This window comes from Vibrio maritimus, from assembly GCF_021441885.1.
In the GTDB taxonomy this organism is placed as follows: Bacteria; Pseudomonadota; Gammaproteobacteria; order Enterobacterales; family Vibrionaceae; genus Vibrio; species Vibrio maritimus_B.
Genome location: NZ_CP090438.1, coordinates 2,325,754 through 2,344,044 on the forward strand (window position 1 = coordinate 2,325,754; position 18,291 = coordinate 2,344,044).

The following is an 18,291-nucleotide window of genomic DNA, read 5'->3' on the forward strand; positions in this document are numbered from 1 at the left end:
ACACAAAATGATGTTGGCAAATAGGTGGTAACTGCATGGATGTAAACTTGGGTGTAAAAAGCATTATAACTTGTCTTTCAGCGAGCCTTCTTTTGGCTTGTACCAGCTACCCTGAAAACGGGTCAGGAGGCATCGCTGAGCAGTATACTGGTTCTGATTTTTCCCCTGTCATGCCAGACGAACCACTTGGACCTGAACACGGTTTACGATTCGATTGGAAGCTGACCAAGCTTCATTTGGATGCGCTTATCCAAGAGGGCGCACCATGGTGTTTCCCTGCTGCGGTACTACAAGCCCAGCAACGTCAAGATCGAATCGCACGAGAACTTGAAGGCGGACTCTGGATTGACGCAGCGAACGACATCGTCATTCAGAGAAAAAAACTTAACGATCTCGAACTCAGATTAGACTACGTGTTAACTCAGGCAACCTGTGCTCCACCAACAAATCGAACTGAGTTTGAAAACCAAATGTCGATTGTAGAGAAAGTCTACAACCTACTTAATGTCGATAATCAGTTCGCGTTCGACTCTATTGAAGTAAACCCTAAATACATGGGACATCTCGCTGAAGCGGCTAACCTGTTGAAACCTTACCCGGAGATTCGTCTCTCGGTCACAGGACATGCTGATGCCAGTGGGGGCAAAGAATACAATGAGCGAATTGCCAAAGGGCGAGCTCAACAAGTCAAACGCTATCTAACCATATTTGGCTTAGCGCCAAACAGAATTGATACCTACTCGCTTGGGGAAGAACTGCCTCTTTACGAGGGTAATACGCCTGGCGTAATGCTCACTAACCGTCGAGTCAGCATTGATGTTATCGCAGATGGACACAGCACAGCAAACCAAGGAGTGGAGCAATGAAATGGATATCTCTTATCTTCACCCTAACACTGACACTTCTTTCATTGTCAATGTCGCCTCATGGCATTGCTCAGGACAAGAACGTACAAGTCGGTGACCTTATCCAGGTCGATTTGCCGGGAGAATCGAGCCTTAACCGTGGCTTTCAAGTCGACAAAAGAGGACGAATCAATTTGCCTGAGGTGGGACAGGTATTCGTTGCTGGCTATGATGAAGAACAATTGAAGACAACAGTTACTCAAGCGCTTAGCCAAGTGTTCCGAGACACCAGTAACATAAAAGTGTTCATCGCTGAGAGGCAGATCCTCATCTCAGTTCAAGGTTACGTAAAAGCCCCAGGCGAGTATACGATTCCTTACAATGCGAATGTCCAAATGGCACTTCAAGCGGCCGGAGGATTGCGCGCGGGTGCTCAGCTCAACAAGATGCTCCACCGTCGCGGCGCTGACCGTACCGAATTTGATTACAAGCGCTTCCTTGATTCAGGGGATGACGATGGGCTACCTACCCTACAATCTCTCGACATTCTGTTTGTTCCTGCCTCTCCCCTAGTCGGGAACATAGAACAGGAGTTTGATGCAGCGAAGCTTGCCGACTCTGGTGACAGCGCTGATGCAAGACAAGCGATCAAGGTATTTGGTGAGGTTAATGCACCCGGCTCGTTCTCATACAAAGAAAATACTGACCTCGTTGATGTGGTCATGCGAGCGGGTGGTGTAACTCGCTATGCAGCCGTGGAACAGATCCGCGTTATCAGCAACAACACACCAATCTTGTTCAACCTCAAACGCTATTTAGACAGCGGGGATGCATCACTGCTACCTCCTCTTCAGCCTGGAGCGACTATCTTTGTCCCAAAACAAGAAGAAGAGATCAAATCTGGATCAAACACCGTTTATGTCATGGGTGAAGTAGCAGCGCCGGGCGCTTTTGAAGGAAAACCGGGTGCGACTTTTATGGATATTCTCGCCAATGCAGGCGGTCCTACTCGCTTTGCCGAATCGAGACAAATAAGAGTGATCAAATCAGATGGCACTGTTATTCCTTTCGATATGACAGCGTATACAGAGGGACTTAGTCGCTCTTCTGCACCTGCTATTGAAGCTGGAGACGCCATTTTTGTTCCTGAAAAGACGGACATTAATGAAAAATCGTGGCTGAAGATCTCCCCTGACCGAGCCGTTAATGTGATCGGCGAAGTAGAACGTCCAGGCCGCATAGAGTGGTCAGACGAAATGGACTTTATGGATCTGCTAGCGCACGTTGGCGGGCCAAAAGGTCGAGCAGACACCTCTAAGATTGAGGTAGCGAACGGCCAAAATACCGTCGTGTTCAACCTTGATGAGTTCATCAAAAACGGGGCGCCCCAATCAGAACTGCCACTCGTGCAAGCCGGCACCGTTATTCGAGTACATGATCTACCTCAAGACCCAAGTGATAACAAATCGCAGTGGGTGAGACAGAGCTCGGATGCGTCGATCTATGTCTTTGGACAAGTCAAAGCGCCAGGTCGCTATCGATTTACCGACGAAATGCACTTCCTTGATATTTTGTCTGCCGCGGATGGCCCAACTAAGGATGCAGACATCCACAACATCCGAGTGACGCATCGTGACAAGCCTTATGCCAAAGTGAGTAAACTCAACCTATCGATGTATTTCGAAACCGGTGATGAGAGTATCCTTCCCTTGGTCAAGCCTGGTGACACCATCTACATTCCTGAAAAAAATAAAAACTGGTTAGACAGCCCTAAAGAGAAAACGGTTCGTGTTCTTGGCGCCGTCAAAAATCCGGGTCGCTATGTATTTAATGACACCATGACCATTTTGGATATCTTGGCGGTAGCGGGTGGTCCTGATGACCGCGCTTACGTTAAGAAGATAAGCGTCGTTAATATGTCTTGCTGCCAAGGGCAGGCACGTACCTTCGACTTGGTTGAATTTAGTAAAACCGCGGATATAAGAATGCTGCCTGTGCTTCGAGCGGGCGATACGATTTATGTACCAGATCGTCGTAATAGTTTTGCTGAGCAAGCGCGGCTGGGACTCACCGATGTGTTCCGTATTGTATCGACGATTGCCATTATAGGAGCCTTATGATGACGATTCCTGCAACCCATGCTGAAATTGAAGAGCTCTACTTAAAGGCAGAGTTACAGCAGTGCCGTACGGTCTGTATGACGGCCTGTAATAGTGATGAAGGCACCACAGCCCTTGCTAAAGCCTTGACTGAGCGTTATCTACTCGCTGGCTATAAGACCTTGTTAGTCGACCTTAATTTATACCGACCAGGTTTAGCGCCTCTCAGCTTTTCTGACGCTGAGGAAGGGAATGGTTTAGAAACACAATTGTTGTGTGAGCAAAATAGTGCCGACATCTCGCCAAAGGTATTTCTGGGTATTAGTGTTCCCAACGATCCTAAGACTCGTCTTCAATTTAAGGACCCGCGTCAACTCAGTGAGATTATCAATCACTGGTTAGAGGACTATGACCGTATCGTATTCGATACCTCACCTCTTTTGAACGTAAACCATAACAACATTCCAGCTCCTGTCGTCGCAAACGCCTGTGATGGCACATTTCTGGTGGTGTTAAGTGGTATCACGATGACCAATCAGGTAGAAGAAGCAACCCAACAGCTCAATGAGGGAACATCCACTAACCTTCTTGGCTCAGTCTTAAACTGTCGAGACCAACCTTCACTGGCAAACGAAATTTGCCGCGAAATAGACAGACTGTCATGGATGCCCGATCGCATCACTGGTTGGATGAAGAGCAAAATACGCAACAACTCGTTCTTATCCCAATCGATCTAAGAACCGTGAGCCAAGTTGTTATTATTCAGTGTGTTATCGCGATTGTTTTTAACTCGTAGCCCATTCTGTACTATCCTTTAGTTTATAGTGAGAAAACTAACAAAGGATTGTAAGTATGACACCCAAAGTACTCTTGGTGGAGGACTCCTCTTCACTCGCCGTCCTCTACAAGCAATACTTAAAGAACGAGCCTTTTGACTTGCTTCATGCCGCCACTGGTGCAGAGGCGAAGCGCATACTTGAACGTACTATCCCATCGTTGATTATTCTTGATCTCCAACTGCCAGACATGCAGGGAGACGAGATCTTAGAATGGCTAGAACTCAAAAATATTAGTATTCCTGTCGTCGTGGTTACCGCCCATGGCAGCGTAGATATTGCTGTCACCCTGATTCAAAAAGGGGCGAAAGACTTCCTAGAGAAACCAATCCGCGCGGATAGACTCAAAACCTCAATTCGAATTCATCTAAAGCAAGCTGAGCTAGAAACCATGCTCGATGATATTCAGCAAAAGATGGATCGCGAACGCTTTCACGACTTTATTGGTGCTAGCATTCCTATGCAGGGGGTCTACAAGATCATCGATGCCGTTTCCAATACCAATGCCAGTGTATTCATTATTGGTGAAAGCGGTACGGGTAAAGAAGTTTGTGCCAATGCGATTCACAACGAGAGTAATCGCAAGGACAAGGCGTTTGTTGCCATTAACTGTGGCGCCATTCCAAAAGACCTCATGGAAAGTGAAGTTTTCGGACATGTTAAAGGCGCCTTCACCGGCGCTGCGACCGACCGCAAAGGCGCAGCATCTCTAGCCGATGGGGGAACCTTATTTCTCGATGAGCTTTGCGAAATGGACCTAGAAATGCAGAAAAAGTTACTGCGCTTCTTACAGACAGGTACTTTCACCCCGCTAGGCGCAACCAAAGAGCAGAAGGTTGATGTCCGCATCATTTGCGCGACCAACCGAGATCCGTTACTAGAAGTGCAAGAAGGACGATTTCGAGAAGATCTCTATTATCGCGTGCATGTGGTCCCAATCCATATGCCACCTCTTAGAGATCGTGATGGTGACATCGTGACATTGGCTGAGCACTTCCTTCGAATCTATTCAAAGCAAGATGGTCGTAGATTTGAGTCGATATCGAAAGATGCACAGCGCCTTCTTAAGCGATATGCATGGCCAGGGAACGTACGTCAGTTGCAAAACATTATTCGCAATATTGTCGTGCTTAACGATGAGAAATCATTGGGTTCACAGCACCTTCCACCAGAGGTAATGGCTTCGACTCAGAAAAGTACTCCACCAGCGAGTTCCGTGAATTCTCGCGTACTTTCGGTGGTTCAAGAGCCTAATGCTGCGCAACAGACAATAGCGGAACCGTCTCAGCCAATGGCAACTGCCAGCAGCGATTCATCTTTATTAGAACCTAGCATGTCCATAAATCCAGACAGCGAAAGGCCTACCTCTATTCGTCCAATGTGGCAAATTGAGCGCGAAGCTATCCAGCAAGCTATTGATTACTGTGACGGCAATGTTCTCAATGCGGCGGTATTATTGGAGCTCAGCCCTTCTACCGTCTATCGCAAAAAACAAGCTTGGGAGGCAGAAGACAGTGCCTCTTAGCCCTGTGATATGGCTACTTTTGGACAGTCGCTCATTTGGCGGTATAGAAACGCACGTGTTGGAGCTGGCCAAAGGCTTGGTAGCACACAACTACCAAGTCACCGTGGTATTTTCGACCGAATACACCCCGGCAGCCCCTCTTGTAGCAGCGTTGCAGGGAGAGGAAATTCAAACCATGACACTTAGCCGTGAATATGGCAACGTCTCCACAATGTTTCGACTGCGAGAGGCCATTGCCGCTTCAAAGCAGCAAGACCGTATCCCAAGCGTTATCCATGCGCATGGTTACAAAGCCAATTTAATGCTGAGATTCACTCGTCTTATTGGAGGTACTGACTCGATACGTCTTGTCTCCAGTTTCCATGCAGGTGAAACACCAACAGGTCGCGTCAGAATTTATGATGCAATCGACCGTTTTAGTGCCTTTCTCAGTGAGCAACGAGTATGTGTCAGTCGCGCCATTCAATCTAAGGTTCCCTACTCAAGTGTTTTGGTTAAGAACTTCGTCCCCAGAGCCGAATTAGTCAGCGTCAGCGAGCGAAACGTTGCCTTCGTTGGTCGACTCAGTGAGGAGAAGGGACCGGACACCTTTGTTAAGATCGCCCAACATTTTCCAGAACGTCAGTTTCATATCTATGGTTCGGGGCCTTTGGAGTCATCACTTCAACAACAAGCCGGTGACAATATCCAATTTCATGGTCATCAAAATAATATGAACAATGTTTGGTCGAACGTCGATTTATTGTTAATTACTTCCCGCTATGAGGGATTACCGATGGCAGCCCTTGAAGCTATGTCGCGAGGCATACCCGTTATCAGCTTTGAGCTCGGCGAGTTACCCAATGTCATTGATAGCGGCAGCAATGGATGGATAGCCTCTGATCCACAAGAGATGGTTTCCATTTTAAATGAGTGGTTTACGCTTTCTGATTCAAAAAGAGCACAGATCAAGTATCAAGCTCAACAAACCATCGAACTCAATTACTCAACAGAGGTGGTTATTCCGACCATGCTAGATATTTATGGTATTACCGGCTAGCTACAGTCTCTCAAGACCAGTCCACAATTTGATTCTCATATTGAGAAGCCAGATATTACTGAATAAAAAATCATTAAATAACAATAATTTAGAGTTTAGTTAAGTTTGGCACTCTAATTGCTCCTTCTTTACCTACTGAAACAGAGATTGGTAAAGTCGATGCACTACTCTCCCGCACAACAACATCAAACCAAGCACAGCAAACACATCTTGCTGAGCCTCAGCTTGTGCGTTTTAGTGGGAGCGATTTGGCTGTTTGTACCTCACCCAGTCGTCGGCATCGTCATTGCGCTACTACCAATAGGAATACTCGTAGTACTGAGTCAAACCTTTTGGCTGGTCACTCTCTTCATTGTGTTTTCTTTCTTTCGAATTCACGAGGTCTTCCCGGTACTCTATCCGTTGAAGATCCCTCTCATGCTTTCGGCAGGCGCACTGTCCGCTTTGCTGTGGCACACACTCGTTAGTCAAAAGATTAAGCTCTACTGGCACCCAACTTACACCTGGCTTCTGATTTTCTGGGGTATTGTCATCATTGGTGTTCCCTTTGCTTCAAACAAAGGGGTTGCTGTCGCCATGTTTACTGGTAGCTACATAAAGATCATCATCATGACGCTCGCCGTATCATGGCTGATAACCTCGTCGAAAGAGCTCTCTCGTTTCGCTTTTCTCGTTATAGTGGCTGGTCTCACTGTCGGCTGCATGGCTATCTACAACTCAGTCAATGGAATTGGCCTTGTCGAGGGGTCTAGGGTAACGATAGGCAGGAGCTTTGGATCCATGCTCGGCGACCCAAATGACCTCGCGCTAGTCCTGATGTTTCCTATGGCGTTTACCGTCGCAATGACCACAACACGTGGTATCGGCTGGTTTATGCGCTTGCTCGCTATCGTAACTTCACTCGTCCTATTTATGGCACTGCTGGCGACGCAAAGCCGAGGGGGCCTGTTGGGCGCATTAGCGGTTTTTGGCTTCTTCGCTTGGCGACTAATACCGAGCAAAACTCTGTTCTTTGTCGTTGGGTCAATAGCCGCCATAGCCTTATACGCAATGGCCGGGATTTCCGGGCGATCCTCTGGGGGGGCAGCAGAGGCAGGCATAGATGCGTCAGCGATGGGACGCATCTATGCGTGGGAAGCCGCGGTTAAAATGGCTCTGGACAACCCGCTCCTGGGTGTTGGATTAGATAACTTCTACTACAACTACTTCTTCTACAGTCCCCATTGGGATGGACTAAATCATGCCGTTCACAGTACTTGGTTTGGCGTGCTGGCTGAGTCAGGCTTTATCGGGCTGATCATTTTTGTCATTTTCATATGCAGTCTGCTTAAGTGCGCACGAAAAACCTTACTCGTCGTGGACGAGCACACTCATGCCCCCCCTTATCTAAAAGCAATGGCGCTCGCTGTCTACAGCGGCCTCATCGGCACCTTTGTCTCAGGCACCTTTCTTACTCAAGGCTTTATCTGGCCAATTTACATCCTGGCGGCTTTGACCATCGCCGTTTCACAAATCGCTTCTCATTTTGAGAAATCAACGTCAACGTAAAAGACACAAGCATAACTTATTGTTTTTATTAAACTTAAAATATGGCTCAGTTCTTGTAAGTACTAGGTGTATATCTTAAACATGCTTTGATTGTCACGCCAGTTAACCCAATACGTTGTGACACAGCGATAAGGAATAGCGCTATGAGTACTGCCACATCATTTGATTTTAAATCATGGCTACGCAGCCACCCCAATCCTAAAATGAGAAACCTTTTTGTCTTTTTGAAAAAGGTGAGAGCGGCGGGACTGCCAACACCTCGTTTCTACAACAAGCTGGCCTATCGTCTTATCACGTTGTTACGAATGGGCGTGGAGACTACCTCAAGGCTGCTAATCTACACACCCGCATTCAAAGGAAGAGTAGAAGCCTGCGGCCACTCTCTATACCTGTATAGCGGTTTACCGCTTGTTACCGGTCCACTGGCCATCACACTGGGTAATGAATGTCGGATTTCAGGCCATACGACCTTCAGTGCTCGCACCGCCCCTCACCCTGACCCAAGTATTCAACCTACATTAAAAGTCGGCAGCAACGTCGATATTGGCTGGCAAGTCTCAATCGCCGTTGCTGGACTCGTAGACATTCAAGATAACGTTCGCATCGCCGGTCGCTGTCAGCTTTTTGGCTACTCTGGTCATCCTCTAAATGCCAGCGAGCGAGCGCTCGGTGCACCGGATGAAGATCATCGAATCGGTAACATTGTACTGGAGAAAGACGTGTGGCTCGCGACAGGTGTCACCGTTCAACCTGGCGTCACTATTGGTCAAGGAACCATTGTCGCCGCTGGCAGCGTGGTCACCCACGACCTACCTGCAAACGTCATCGCCGCGGGTTCTCCGGCAAGAGTTGTCAAACAGATTCAGCAGTGAGGCGTGAGCTATGAGAGATCTAATTGTATTCGGTGAAGATTTTGGTGCGCTGCCTTCTAGTACCCAGCACCTAGTAAAGCGCCTGGCGAAGAAAAGACAGGTGTTGTGGATTAACTCCATCGGTCTTCGCAAACCAAACTTCAACCTTAAAGATGCAAAGCGAGCGCTTGATAAGCTGCTAGGAAAGGGAAAGAGCCAGACCTTTGTCCGAGGCGAGGTAATAAAACCTGCGTCAATGACAGTGGCTACCATTAAAACGTTTCCAGCGCCCAAGTCGCATTGGGCTCGAACACTCACAGCCAAAGCCATGTTACGTCAGCTTAGGCCAATGATTGAAAAGCTTAACTTACACGATCCAATCGTTTGGACATCATTGCCAACCGCAGCAGATGTTTGCAGATTGCTCGATAAGCGCTCAACTGTTTATTATTGCGGCGATGATTTTGGATCATTAGCCGGAGTTGATCACGAGACGGTCTTAGAGCATGAAAAATCCTTAGTGGAGCACGCCAGTCTGGTAATCACGGCTAGTGACAAACTATACGGTAAGTTTCCATTAGAGAAAACCTGCTTACTCACTCACGGTGTCGATAGTGTTCAGTTCTCAAGTCCCACTCAACCCGCGTCAGATTTACCCAATCGAGGAAGACCAACAGCGGGGTTTTATGGCAGCCTCTCTGACTGGCTTGACTACGACCTAATCAATCAAACCATCGCTGCAATGCCAGATTGGGACTTTGTGTTCATTGGCCAATGTGAGCTAGCGAAACATCCGATCATCGAGGCAGACAACGTCTTTTGCCTTGGACCAAAACCCCATCACGAGCTACCTCGTTACAGCCAACATTGGACCGTGAGTTTATTGCCCTTTGTGTTGAACCAACAAATCAAGGCCTGCAACCCACTAAAACTCAAAGAGTATCTCGCGGCGCGCCGTCCTATTGTAACCACAGACTTCCCTGCTCTTGATGGCTACCGACAGCATGTGAACGTCATTTCAGATGTCCCTTCGATGGTTACAACCTTGAAGGCGCTTGCTGCAACAGATTCAAAGCTACCAAAAGGCTTGGTGGATAACGAGAGTTGGGACTACCGCGCCAATGCACTAGAAACGTATTTGGAGGCTCTATGAGCGATCTAAAACTGCGTCTACTCATCATAATGACCGCGGCATGGCGACGTCGCTACGCCATTGTCATTCCTATGTTGATAATGCCTATTATCGCCTACGCAATAGGTGCAATGACGCCGCCAAAATACAAATCCCATACCAGCATGCTGATTCAAGAGACGGCAAAAATGAACCCGTTCTTAGAAGACTTAGCCGTATCAACCATGCTCAAGGAGCGTTTGTCAGCACTTAAAACCCTACTCAACAGCCGCCATGTACTGTTGTCAGTGGCTGAAGACCTAGCGCTAATTGATGACACTATGAGTCCCTATGAACAAGACAAGGTCATCGCCGATATATCCTCTAACCTAACGGTTAGCCAGCTTGGTAAAGACTTTATCAAGATTGAGCACACGGCCTCATCGCCAGAAGGAATGAAACCTCTGTTAGAGTCGGTAAGCGTGCACTTCATCGAAGAGCTGCTCGCACCAGAGCGTTCATCTATTCGCGACTCCAGTGAGTTTTTAACCATTCATATCAATAAGCGCCGTGAGGCGCTAGAGCAAGCAGAGCAAGCCTTAGCGGATTACTACAATGCGCATTCTGCTGCTACACCCGAAATGCAGAGTGAGAACTTAAGTCGCCTTGCCAAACTGAAACAAAAACTGGCAGAGAAAAAAGCAGAGTTAGCCGGGGTTGAGAAAAGCTTAGGAACCCTAGATCAACAGCTATCGAAAACCAACCCAATTGTCGGCAGACTCGAAGAGCAAATTATTGAAATTCGAAGCGAGCTGACACTGCTTAAAGCAAAATACACGACCTCTCACAGTGCTGTTCAAGCCAAAGTTCGCGAGCTAAAACGACTAGAGCAAGAGCGAGCGGTGCTACTAAACAGCGAACAAGCTGGAATCAATTCAGAGCAGCTTTGGGATATCGCTAGCGCAACCAACAGCAGCAACCGTGAGCTGCAGCCACTGCTCATCACTCAACTGCAAAACTTGCAGCTCGTTCGTGGGCGTTACGAGTCTCTTAAACAAGAAACCGCCAGCCTTGAAGCGATGATCGAAGAACTTACCGACAATGCCCAAAATTACGGAAGCAACGCCAAACAGCTACTCCAACTTCAAAGAAACGTTAGTCTCAAGAGAGGGCTCTATGATGATTTAGTTGAGCGATATGAGATGGCTGAACTGACCGGCTCACTCGGTGTATTCGAAGAGAATAAGCGCGTTAAGGTCATCGATCGTCCCTTCACACCGAGCAGCTCAACGAATCTGCCGCCTTCTATTTTTGCGGTCTTAGGGTTAGTAGCGGGTATAGCATTGGGTATCGGTACTGCAATATTTCTCGAGCTCTTCGATACGACCGTCCGTCGTCGCCAGCAATTAGAACACGCAGCCAAAGCCCCTGTCGTCACGGCGATTCCACAAATTGCGCAATCCGATTATTAATTTGAGAATCATTTCGACAACCCCAAGAAAATCCACCATAAACCACTGTTAAATCGATATTTTCAAACCTGGCACACAAGCTGCAGACATTCAAGAGCAGAAAGAGTAATGCTCAAGGAGAGAACCATGAAAACCAATAACACAAAGGCTAAACAAGGTGGAGATATTCGAAAGCCTACGCTAACGACAGTTCACATCGTTCAGCACTTAGCGCCAGGTGGGTTAGAAACCATGGTTATCGAGCTTCTTAAGCAAACCCCCTCTAACGAAGCATGTTATATCATCAGCTTAGAGGGCAATATACAGCAAGCGTTAGAATGCTGGCCTATCTTAAGACATTATCAAACCAGTCTGGTTTTTTTGAGCAAATCTGATGGTCTACAACTCTCTCTATTCAATCAAATCAAGCACGAGTTAAACCGACTCAACGCTGACGTGGTTCATACTCACCACATTGGTCCGCTTATCTACGGTGGACTCGCTGCCAAACTGAGCCGAGCACGTACCCGTATCCACACTGAGCATGATATGTGGCACTTACAGAACAGTAAGCGACGTTTGATAGAGAAACTCGCCCTAAAAGTCGTGAACCCGATACTCGTCGCAGATGCGGACGAAGTCAGCAAGCAACTCAATGAAATGTTCCCGTTTACTCGCTCAACCGTCATCAAAAATGGCATCGACTGTAATCGATTTGTCCCTTCAAATCGCGCTGCAGCAAGACGAATTCTGGGTCTACCTGACGATTCCATCGTCATTGGCACCGCGGGACGATTAGTGCCAGTTAAATCGCATACCACACTTATCAAGGCAGTCTCTCGTTTGCCAAATAATACCCACCTAGCGATTGCTGGTGCTGGGCCGCTCGAAAACGAACTAAAGCAACTCTGCCAGCAGCTCGGCATCAATCATAAAGTCCACTTTCTAGGTCTTGTAAACGATATGCCAAGCTTTTATCAAGCTTTGGACCTATTTTGCCTACCTTCAAGCTGTGAGGGCTTTCCTCTTTCCCCGCTTGAAGCGCAAGCCTGCAACATCCCGGTTGTAGTAACGGATGTAGGTGCAGCAAAAGAAACCTTATGCCCCATGTCTGGCATTGCAACAAAGTCCAAACGAGTGTTCAGTCTTCTTAAAGCTTTGGAACAAGCGCTCGCAACGAAACACCTATTTTCACCACGCGATTTCGTGGTAGCGAACAACGACGTGCGGGCGATGAGTCAAGCATATCGCCAATTAACGATCAAAGCCTAGATTCAAGGCATCAGCAACTCAAGGAGCAGATATGCAAGTATTATTGATGGGCTTATTTTGGACGAGCGCTTTCTTAATCGTCTATCATCACGCGATTTACCCTCTCATTCTGCGATGGTGGGCAAAGCGTCACCCACTTCCTGAGATTGAAGACTGTAGTGCTACTTTGTACCGCACTACTGACAACAATGAGCTACCGTCCATCACGATCATCATTCCAGCTTATAACGAAGCAGAGTGGATTGCTGACAAGATTAGAAACTGCGCGTCACTTGACTACCCCAGAGACAAGCTCAGTGTCGTGATCATCAATGATGGCAGTACCGATGACACCGCCGCGATTGCCGAATCAACGATACAGGAAGCGATTTGTAGTGACACCCTGTTCACCATCGTTAATCACAAAGACAACAAAGGAAAGATATGTCGACTCAATGAATCTTTACCCGTTGTCGATAGCGCTATTACCTGCATCTCAGATGTCTCGGCACTTATTTCAATCGATGCACTTAAGCTCGCGGCCACGCATTTTGAAGACTCGAAGGTCGGCGTGGTGAACTCAACTTACCAACTGCTTGATCAGCAAGAAAGGGGCGAGTCTCTGTATTGGCGCTATCAAAACCAATTGAAATACAGTGAATCGACATTGGGCTCTACCATAGGCGCACACGGTGCACTCTATTTCATCAGAACGGGACTGTTTGAAGCTCTACCGTTTAATACGATTAACGACGATTTCATCATCCCTATGAACGTGGTCCGTGCGGGCCACCAAGCAGTCTACGAGCCAAACATGAACGCCATCGAGATGGAGCCGACCGAGGCAGCACAAGATTTCAAACGTCGTTTGCGTATCTCTGCGGGCAATATGCAACAACTTCTTGTCTTGCTACCTCTGTTCTCGCCTCAATACAAAGGCACAGCACTAACCTTCTTCTCAGGCAAGGGACTCAGAGTGTTAACGCCCTACTTGATGCTGATATGCCTTGTAACCTCAGCAATCCTCGCGACAAGCTCTACGCTGTTTTTGGGACTGCTAGTGATACAGGGGAGCATCTATTTTACTGCTGCAGCGAGTGTACTAGTACCAGTACTTCAATCAGTTACCGCAATACGAGCGCTCACGTATCTAGTCGTTGGGCATACTGCAAACCTAATTGGTGGACTTCGTTATCTTATCGGGTTGGAAAACGGAGCTTGGAAGCGCACACCACAACAGGAGAATCATCATGAAAAAGGTTAATTTAGAAAAATCACTCATTCGCACCTCTAAGCGCATCTTTGATCTCATTGGCGCGAGTGTCGGCATGATTATCCTTGGTATCTTTTTTGTGCCTGTTGCTATCGCCATTAAGGCAACATCACGTGGCCCGATATTTTATCAGCAGCTTCGCGTTGGTATGTGGAGCCCAACCAAAATGGACTTCATTCATGTCCTTAAGTTTAGAACCATGTACATCGATGCAGAGTCTCGAACTGGCGCTACTTGGGCGACGGAGAACGACCCGCGCATTACTCCTGTCGGGCGTTTTCTTCGTAAGACTCGCTTAGATGAATTACCGCAGTTCATTAATGTACTGCGCGGCGATATGTCGTTGATTGGCCCACGACCAGAGCGACCTGACTTTTATCAGAAGCTCGAAAACGACATCCCGTTTTTTGTTGAGCGTACCTACGATGTACTACCTGGAATCACAGGTTTAGCCCAAGTCAATCAAGGTTACGACACCTGTATTGAAGATGTGCGTAGCAAAGTGGGTTTTGATCACAGCTATGCTTTGTCGCTTTCTTCATTTAAGACATGGTTAGCAACCGATATTCATATCGTACTCAAAACACTCAAGATCATGGTTGACGGGCGAGGACGCTAACCAATGGCGACAATGCGCCCATACGTTAGCAAGGAGAATAACGATGAAAACGACACCTTTACTTCCACTGGAAAGCCTAGGTAAGCCACGAAGAGTAGTATTGATCGTGCAGCACTTGGTGCGCGGTGAAATCGAGTTTCAAGTGCTTGAGCAATTAAAGCAAGCCAACGAAAATGAAAGGATCTTCATCATCAGCCTAGAGGGCAATATAGAACAAGCGATTAAGTTATGGCCTGAGCTAGAAACCTATCGACAGCAGCTGTTTTTCTTGCGTAAAGAGCCTGGAGTGCATCTCTCACTATTCGTTGCTCTGTATAGACTACTAAAAGTACTAAAGCCTCAAGTGGTTCATACTCATCATATAGGCCCTCTACTTTATGGCGGAATTGCGGCAAGACTTAGTGGAGTTCGCAATAGAACGCACACAGAGCACTGCACGAAACACTTAGAATACACTCGGCTTGCACGTATTGAAGATGCTGCATTTAAAGCAGCCAGACCCGCTATTATCGCTGCGACTCCAACAGTAAAACGCTCCCTAGCGAGCCTATTTCCAAAAGTAACTGCAAGAGTCATTCGACCTGGCATCGATTGCAATAGCTTTTCAAAAGGGGAACTATTGGTCGCAAGAGAGCAGCTCAACTTACCCAATGAGGTTGTACTGCTTGGCGCCGATTGTCATATCGGGGACTCTCCGGGATTACTGAGCTTAATGCGAGCACTTTATTACCTGCCAGAAAACGTACATCTTGTGCTAAACAACTCAATGGAATTATCGAGTTCCATCAGAGTGTTATCAGAAAAATTAAGAGTCAGCTCACGAGTGCATCAGCTCCAGCACATAATTGACGAGCCATATTTTTATCAGGCACTAGACTTGTACTTCCAGCTTGGTTCGGGAGGCATACATGCGCTATCTACTTTACGTGCCCAAGCCTGTGGCATTCGTGTGATAGCTATGAAGAGTTGTACGAATAGAGAGGCGCTTTGCCCGAGTACTAGTATCATGACTTCAGGACATCTATTTGCACTATTGAAACAGATTGAGATCGCGCTCAACACTCACGTTTCACCTTCTCCTCGCAGGTACACTATAGAAAAGTTTGATATTCAACGAGCCTGCGAAGAGTACCGCTCATTAGTGACGAGACTCACCATATGAAAACAGCAATCAAGAGTGAGTAATAAAAAATCCAGCCTAATCGCTGGATTTTTTTGCAGTAAATATAAGCGCAAGTCCGACAAGAATACACGCTATACCTGATAATTTAGTTAAGCTAAACGGTTCATCTAGCCAAGGCAAGGTAACCGCGAGTACATACACCAAAACATAGCTCAAGCTTAACAAGGGATAGGCGACGCCCAATGGTAAATGCTTCAATGCCATTACCCAACATGCCATGGATAATGCATAGCAGCCTAAGCCCAAGGCAACACACAATAGCGCAGGCCATGCCGTGGAAAGCAGAGGCGTCACATCCAGTGTATAGAGGAGCGGTTCAATGACCTCCCACTGTTTCGACAGATTGCCCATCCCCCATTTCATAGCGAGTTGAGCAACTGAAATCAAACAAACACTGAGAAGCGCAACGGGAAGACCTGCCTTGATATCTTTCAACACCATTAGTGGGCGCCTCCCAGTATGCCAACACCCACCATAATCATCATCACACCTAGCCATTGCTTAGGGACAATAACTTCGCCAAAGGCAAACTTAGAAACCAATAGCATGATGACAAAATTAACGCTGAGTAAGGGGTACGCCACTGACACATCCCATTGCGTTAGCACACCAAGCCAGGTCAGCGCACTTGTGCCTAAAAAGCCAATGCCTAGGATCATAGGGAAACTTAACAGTTTACTAATGGCACTCAACTCTGGGTTTTCTTCAAAATACATTGCAGCCCGCTTTTGCCAATATTGGCTAAGCGAACTAGCAAGTACAGAAATGATGTACAGAAGGACCGTCATTACTCAGCCGAAACTTGATTGAAGATCAGAGCATGGTAGCGACCACGATCGACGTGTTCATCCGCAACAGGGAAATCTTCTGGTAATGGTGGCAAGTTTCTAAAGTGAAGCAGTACTGGTGCTGTTTTTTGCTTCTCTTTAATAAACGCACTAATGCTTTCAAACGGTATCCAGCGATGGTTAGCATCATCGTAGTTCAAACCGTAATCAACCTCACCCATACCCTTAGTTAGGTAGACGTCAGTGCGTTTCAAGTACCAGTTCAGTGCCGACATCGTGTCAGGGTAATCAGCAATCAACACCATCTCGTCTGTGACTTTTGGAGCAAGCTCTTCCATAAAGCGAGCTGGCATTTTTGAATCGATCGTGCTGTTTGGTACCACTGTTGAGAACAGTGCAAATAGCGCCAGCGGCGACACCATGTAAGCCATGAACTTGTGCTCAAATGCACTTGCTTTCGCTGCGTAAAATGCACATGCCGCCCAAAACCCAAGAATAAACAGTGCAATCCAAGGGCGGTAAGATTCAGTTTCATCCAATGGCAGCTTGCCCATAAAGAACATAACCATCAGCGTCACTGCTACGAGAGCAAAAAAGGCACCATTGATTAACGAGCCAATCGTCAGACCTTTCGCCTTGCTGTTATAGGCTTTGATAATACCGTGTGTAAGCAAAATCGCGATTGGAGCCATACATGGAAGGATGTAAGTCGCTAATTTACCGCTCGCATAAGAGAACAATAGGAAAGGCATGACTGCCCACCAAATCGAATAGCGAATAAGTGGCTTACTAAACTCACCCTTAAGTTGTACGAGTGCGGACGGTGCCCAGAAAACCCAAGGTAACGTGCCCAAGAAAAGGAATGGGATGTAATACCAAGCCGGCGCAGCATGTTGAGCGTCTTCTGCAGAGAAGCGGTGGATGTGCTCTTCCCAGAAGAAGTAATTCCAGTAATCTGGTTCCGCCGCGTGAATCGCTAAAGACCAAGGTAAGCAAGTGATAAATGCCACCAGCATTACCCACCAACCCCAGCGAAGGATCTCTAAGAACTGCTTCTGCATAATCATGTATGGTACAACGACTATCACAGGCAGTGCTAAGGCTAAGAAGCCTTTTGTGAGAACCGCACAACCACAGAAAAAGCCCGCTAAGCCATAGTAAAGCCAACGCTGTTTGGTTGTCGTCGACTCCGTTGCGAAGAAGAAGGCGGCATAACAAGCTGTCAACCAAAACGCCAGCATGCCATCAAGTACGCTATAAGTACCGATCGCTGCGACCATGAACATGCTCAAGAATACGCCCGCAGTAAGCCAACCTTGTCTGCGATCTGTCATACGACCAACCAAGGAGACAAGGAATAAAGCACCACCTAAGGATGCAAGTGCAGAGGCGATTCTGACTGCAAAGTTAGTGTCACCGAAAAGCACCTGTGCTATCGCGTTAAACCAATAGCCCATGATCGGTTTTTCGAAATAACGAAGATCGTTAAATGTAGGTACTATCCAGTTACCTGACTCGACCATCTCGCGCGAGATCTCACCGTAACGCAGTTCATCTGGCGACCATAGCGGACGCAAATCTAGCGGGAGTATATACAGTGCAATAAAAAACAGCGGTACCCATACCGCCCAATTAATTCGTGATTGTTGCATTCTTCATCCAGTTGAATAAAAGCCCATGCATTCATGGGCTCTGATTGATGGCACGTGATAGCGTTGTTGTGCGATTTCTTCGCGCGCTGTTTTACCCCCTCTAACTCCCCCTTATCAAGGGGGAGAACCAGAACAGGCAAAGCCTGTGCATTTTGCTCCTCCCCTTAATAAGGGGAGGCTGGGAGGGGGAAAAACAGCGCGCGCGAACCTAAACCCAACT

The 18,291-nt window shown here is 47.3% G+C and carries 16 protein-coding genes; 13 read left to right on the plus strand and 3 right to left on the minus strand.

Annotation, left to right across the window (positions count from 1 at the left end; genetic code table 11):
- Positions 1 to 35: 35 nt before the first annotated feature.
- The 13 genes from LY387_RS10580 (at position 36) to LY387_RS10640 (ending at position 15,610) form a co-directional block, all read left to right on the plus strand.
- Complete coding sequence (locus LY387_RS10580; protein WP_234494064.1) at positions 36 to 866, plus strand: OmpA family protein; 831 nt, start codon at positions 36 to 38, stop codon at positions 864 to 866.
- On the plus strand, positions 863 to 2,965 hold the full coding sequence (locus tag LY387_RS10585) for an SLBB domain-containing protein (RefSeq protein ID WP_234494065.1): 2,103 nt from the start codon (positions 863 to 865) through the stop codon (positions 2,963 to 2,965). The genes LY387_RS10580 and LY387_RS10585 overlap by 4 nt, the downstream gene beginning before the upstream one ends.
- Positions 2,962 to 3,681: a chromosome partitioning protein ParA gene (locus tag LY387_RS10590; RefSeq protein ID WP_234494066.1), complete on the plus strand. Its 720-nt coding sequence runs from the start codon at positions 2,962 to 2,964 to the stop codon at positions 3,679 to 3,681. The genes LY387_RS10585 and LY387_RS10590 overlap by 4 nt, the downstream gene beginning before the upstream one ends.
- Positions 3,682 to 3,796: 115 nt before the next feature.
- Positions 3,797 to 5,305, plus strand: a complete 1,509-nt coding sequence (locus LY387_RS10595; protein WP_234494067.1) for a sigma-54-dependent transcriptional regulator — start codon at positions 3,797 to 3,799, stop codon at positions 5,303 to 5,305.
- Positions 5,295 to 6,344, plus strand: a complete 1,050-nt coding sequence (locus LY387_RS10600) for a glycosyltransferase family 4 protein (RefSeq protein ID WP_234494068.1) — start codon at positions 5,295 to 5,297, stop codon at positions 6,342 to 6,344. Before LY387_RS10595 ends, LY387_RS10600 begins: the two co-directional genes overlap by 11 nt.
- A gap of 159 nt (positions 6,345 to 6,503) precedes the next feature.
- Positions 6,504 to 7,892, plus strand: a complete 1,389-nt coding sequence (locus tag LY387_RS10605) for an O-antigen ligase family protein (RefSeq protein WP_234494069.1) — start codon at positions 6,504 to 6,506, stop codon at positions 7,890 to 7,892.
- Between the two features lie 143 nt (positions 7,893 to 8,035).
- Positions 8,036 to 8,764: an acyltransferase gene (locus tag LY387_RS10610; RefSeq protein WP_234494070.1), complete on the plus strand. Its 729-nt coding sequence runs from the start codon at positions 8,036 to 8,038 to the stop codon at positions 8,762 to 8,764.
- Between the two features lie 10 nt (positions 8,765 to 8,774).
- A complete protein-coding gene (locus tag LY387_RS10615) occupies positions 8,775 to 9,896 on the plus strand; it encodes a glycosyltransferase family 1 protein (protein WP_234494071.1) in 1,122 nt (373 codons plus the stop codon).
- Complete coding sequence (locus LY387_RS10620; protein WP_234494072.1) at positions 9,893 to 11,326, plus strand: GumC family protein; 1,434 nt, start codon at positions 9,893 to 9,895, stop codon at positions 11,324 to 11,326. Before LY387_RS10615 ends, LY387_RS10620 begins: the two co-directional genes overlap by 4 nt.
- 126 nt (positions 11,327 to 11,452) lie before the next feature.
- The gene (locus LY387_RS10625) at positions 11,453 to 12,577 is read left to right on the plus strand and encodes a glycosyltransferase (protein ID WP_234494073.1); all 1,125 of its coding nucleotides are present in this window, start codon (positions 11,453 to 11,455) and stop codon (positions 12,575 to 12,577) included.
- Positions 12,578 to 12,608: 31 nt separating this feature from the next.
- Positions 12,609 to 13,820: a glycosyltransferase family 2 protein gene (locus LY387_RS10630; RefSeq protein WP_234494074.1), complete on the plus strand. Its 1,212-nt coding sequence runs from the start codon at positions 12,609 to 12,611 to the stop codon at positions 13,818 to 13,820.
- Positions 13,807 to 14,448: a sugar transferase gene (locus LY387_RS10635; protein ID WP_234494075.1), complete on the plus strand. Its 642-nt coding sequence runs from the start codon at positions 13,807 to 13,809 to the stop codon at positions 14,446 to 14,448. The genes LY387_RS10630 and LY387_RS10635 overlap by 14 nt, the downstream gene beginning before the upstream one ends.
- Before the next feature lie 43 nt (positions 14,449 to 14,491).
- Complete coding sequence (locus tag LY387_RS10640) at positions 14,492 to 15,610, plus strand: glycosyltransferase (protein WP_234494076.1); 1,119 nt, start codon at positions 14,492 to 14,494, stop codon at positions 15,608 to 15,610.
- Positions 15,611 to 15,646: 36 nt separating this feature from the next.
- Here LY387_RS10640 and arnF read toward each other — a convergent pair whose 3' ends face one another.
- Genes arnF through arnT form a run of 3 tightly spaced genes read right to left on the minus strand, consistent with a single transcriptional unit; the run spans position 15,647 to position 18,071 of the window.
- Positions 15,647 to 16,072, minus strand: a complete 426-nt coding sequence (gene arnF / locus LY387_RS10645) for a 4-amino-4-deoxy-L-arabinose-phosphoundecaprenol flippase subunit ArnF (protein ID WP_234494077.1) — start codon at positions 16,070 to 16,072, stop codon at positions 15,647 to 15,649.
- Positions 16,072 to 16,419: a 4-amino-4-deoxy-L-arabinose-phospho-UDP flippase gene (locus LY387_RS10650; RefSeq protein ID WP_042474416.1), complete on the minus strand. Its 348-nt coding sequence runs from the start codon at positions 16,417 to 16,419 to the stop codon at positions 16,072 to 16,074. Before LY387_RS10650 ends, arnF begins: the two co-directional genes overlap by 1 nt.
- Positions 16,419 to 18,071, minus strand: coding sequence for a lipid IV(A) 4-amino-4-deoxy-L-arabinosyltransferase (gene arnT, locus LY387_RS10655; RefSeq protein WP_234494078.1), 1,653 nt, complete (start codon positions 18,069 to 18,071; stop codon positions 16,419 to 16,421). The genes LY387_RS10650 and arnT overlap by 1 nt, the downstream gene beginning before the upstream one ends.
- Positions 18,072 to 18,291 lie beyond the last annotated feature (220 nt).

What these genes read in the sequence shown, in the direction of transcription:
- LY387_RS10580 (WP_234494064.1), top strand. Translation starts at nt 36, where the DNA reads ATGGATGTAAACTTGGGTGTAAAAAGCATTATAACTTGTCTTTCAGCG.
- LY387_RS10585 (WP_234494065.1), top strand. Translation starts at nt 863, where the DNA reads ATGAAATGGATATCTCTTATCTTCACCCTAACACTGACACTTCTTTCA.
- LY387_RS10590 (WP_234494066.1), top strand. Translation starts at nt 2,962, where the DNA reads ATGATGACGATTCCTGCAACCCATGCTGAAATTGAAGAGCTCTACTTA.
- LY387_RS10595 (WP_234494067.1), top strand. Translation starts at nt 3,797, where the DNA reads ATGACACCCAAAGTACTCTTGGTGGAGGACTCCTCTTCACTCGCCGTC.
- LY387_RS10605 (WP_234494069.1), top strand. Translation starts at nt 6,504, where the DNA reads ATGCACTACTCTCCCGCACAACAACATCAAACCAAGCACAGCAAACAC.
- LY387_RS10610 (WP_234494070.1), top strand. Translation starts at nt 8,036, where the DNA reads ATGAGTACTGCCACATCATTTGATTTTAAATCATGGCTACGCAGCCAC.
- LY387_RS10615 (WP_234494071.1), top strand. Translation starts at nt 8,775, where the DNA reads ATGAGAGATCTAATTGTATTCGGTGAAGATTTTGGTGCGCTGCCTTCT.
- LY387_RS10620 (WP_234494072.1), top strand. Translation starts at nt 9,893, where the DNA reads ATGAGCGATCTAAAACTGCGTCTACTCATCATAATGACCGCGGCATGG.
- LY387_RS10625 (WP_234494073.1), top strand. Translation starts at nt 11,453, where the DNA reads ATGAAAACCAATAACACAAAGGCTAAACAAGGTGGAGATATTCGAAAG.
- LY387_RS10630 (WP_234494074.1), top strand. Translation starts at nt 12,609, where the DNA reads ATGCAAGTATTATTGATGGGCTTATTTTGGACGAGCGCTTTCTTAATC.
- LY387_RS10635 (WP_234494075.1), top strand. Translation starts at nt 13,807, where the DNA reads ATGAAAAAGGTTAATTTAGAAAAATCACTCATTCGCACCTCTAAGCGC.
- LY387_RS10640 (WP_234494076.1), top strand. Translation starts at nt 14,492, where the DNA reads ATGAAAACGACACCTTTACTTCCACTGGAAAGCCTAGGTAAGCCACGA.
- arnF (WP_234494077.1), bottom strand. Translation starts at nt 16,072, where the DNA reads ATGGTGTTGAAAGATATCAAGGCAGGTCTTCCCGTTGCGCTTCTCAGT.
- LY387_RS10650 (WP_042474416.1), bottom strand. Translation starts at nt 16,419, where the DNA reads ATGACGGTCCTTCTGTACATCATTTCTGTACTTGCTAGTTCGCTTAGC.
- arnT (WP_234494078.1), bottom strand. Translation starts at nt 18,071, where the DNA reads ATGCAACAATCACGAATTAATTGGGCGGTATGGGTACCGCTGTTTTTT.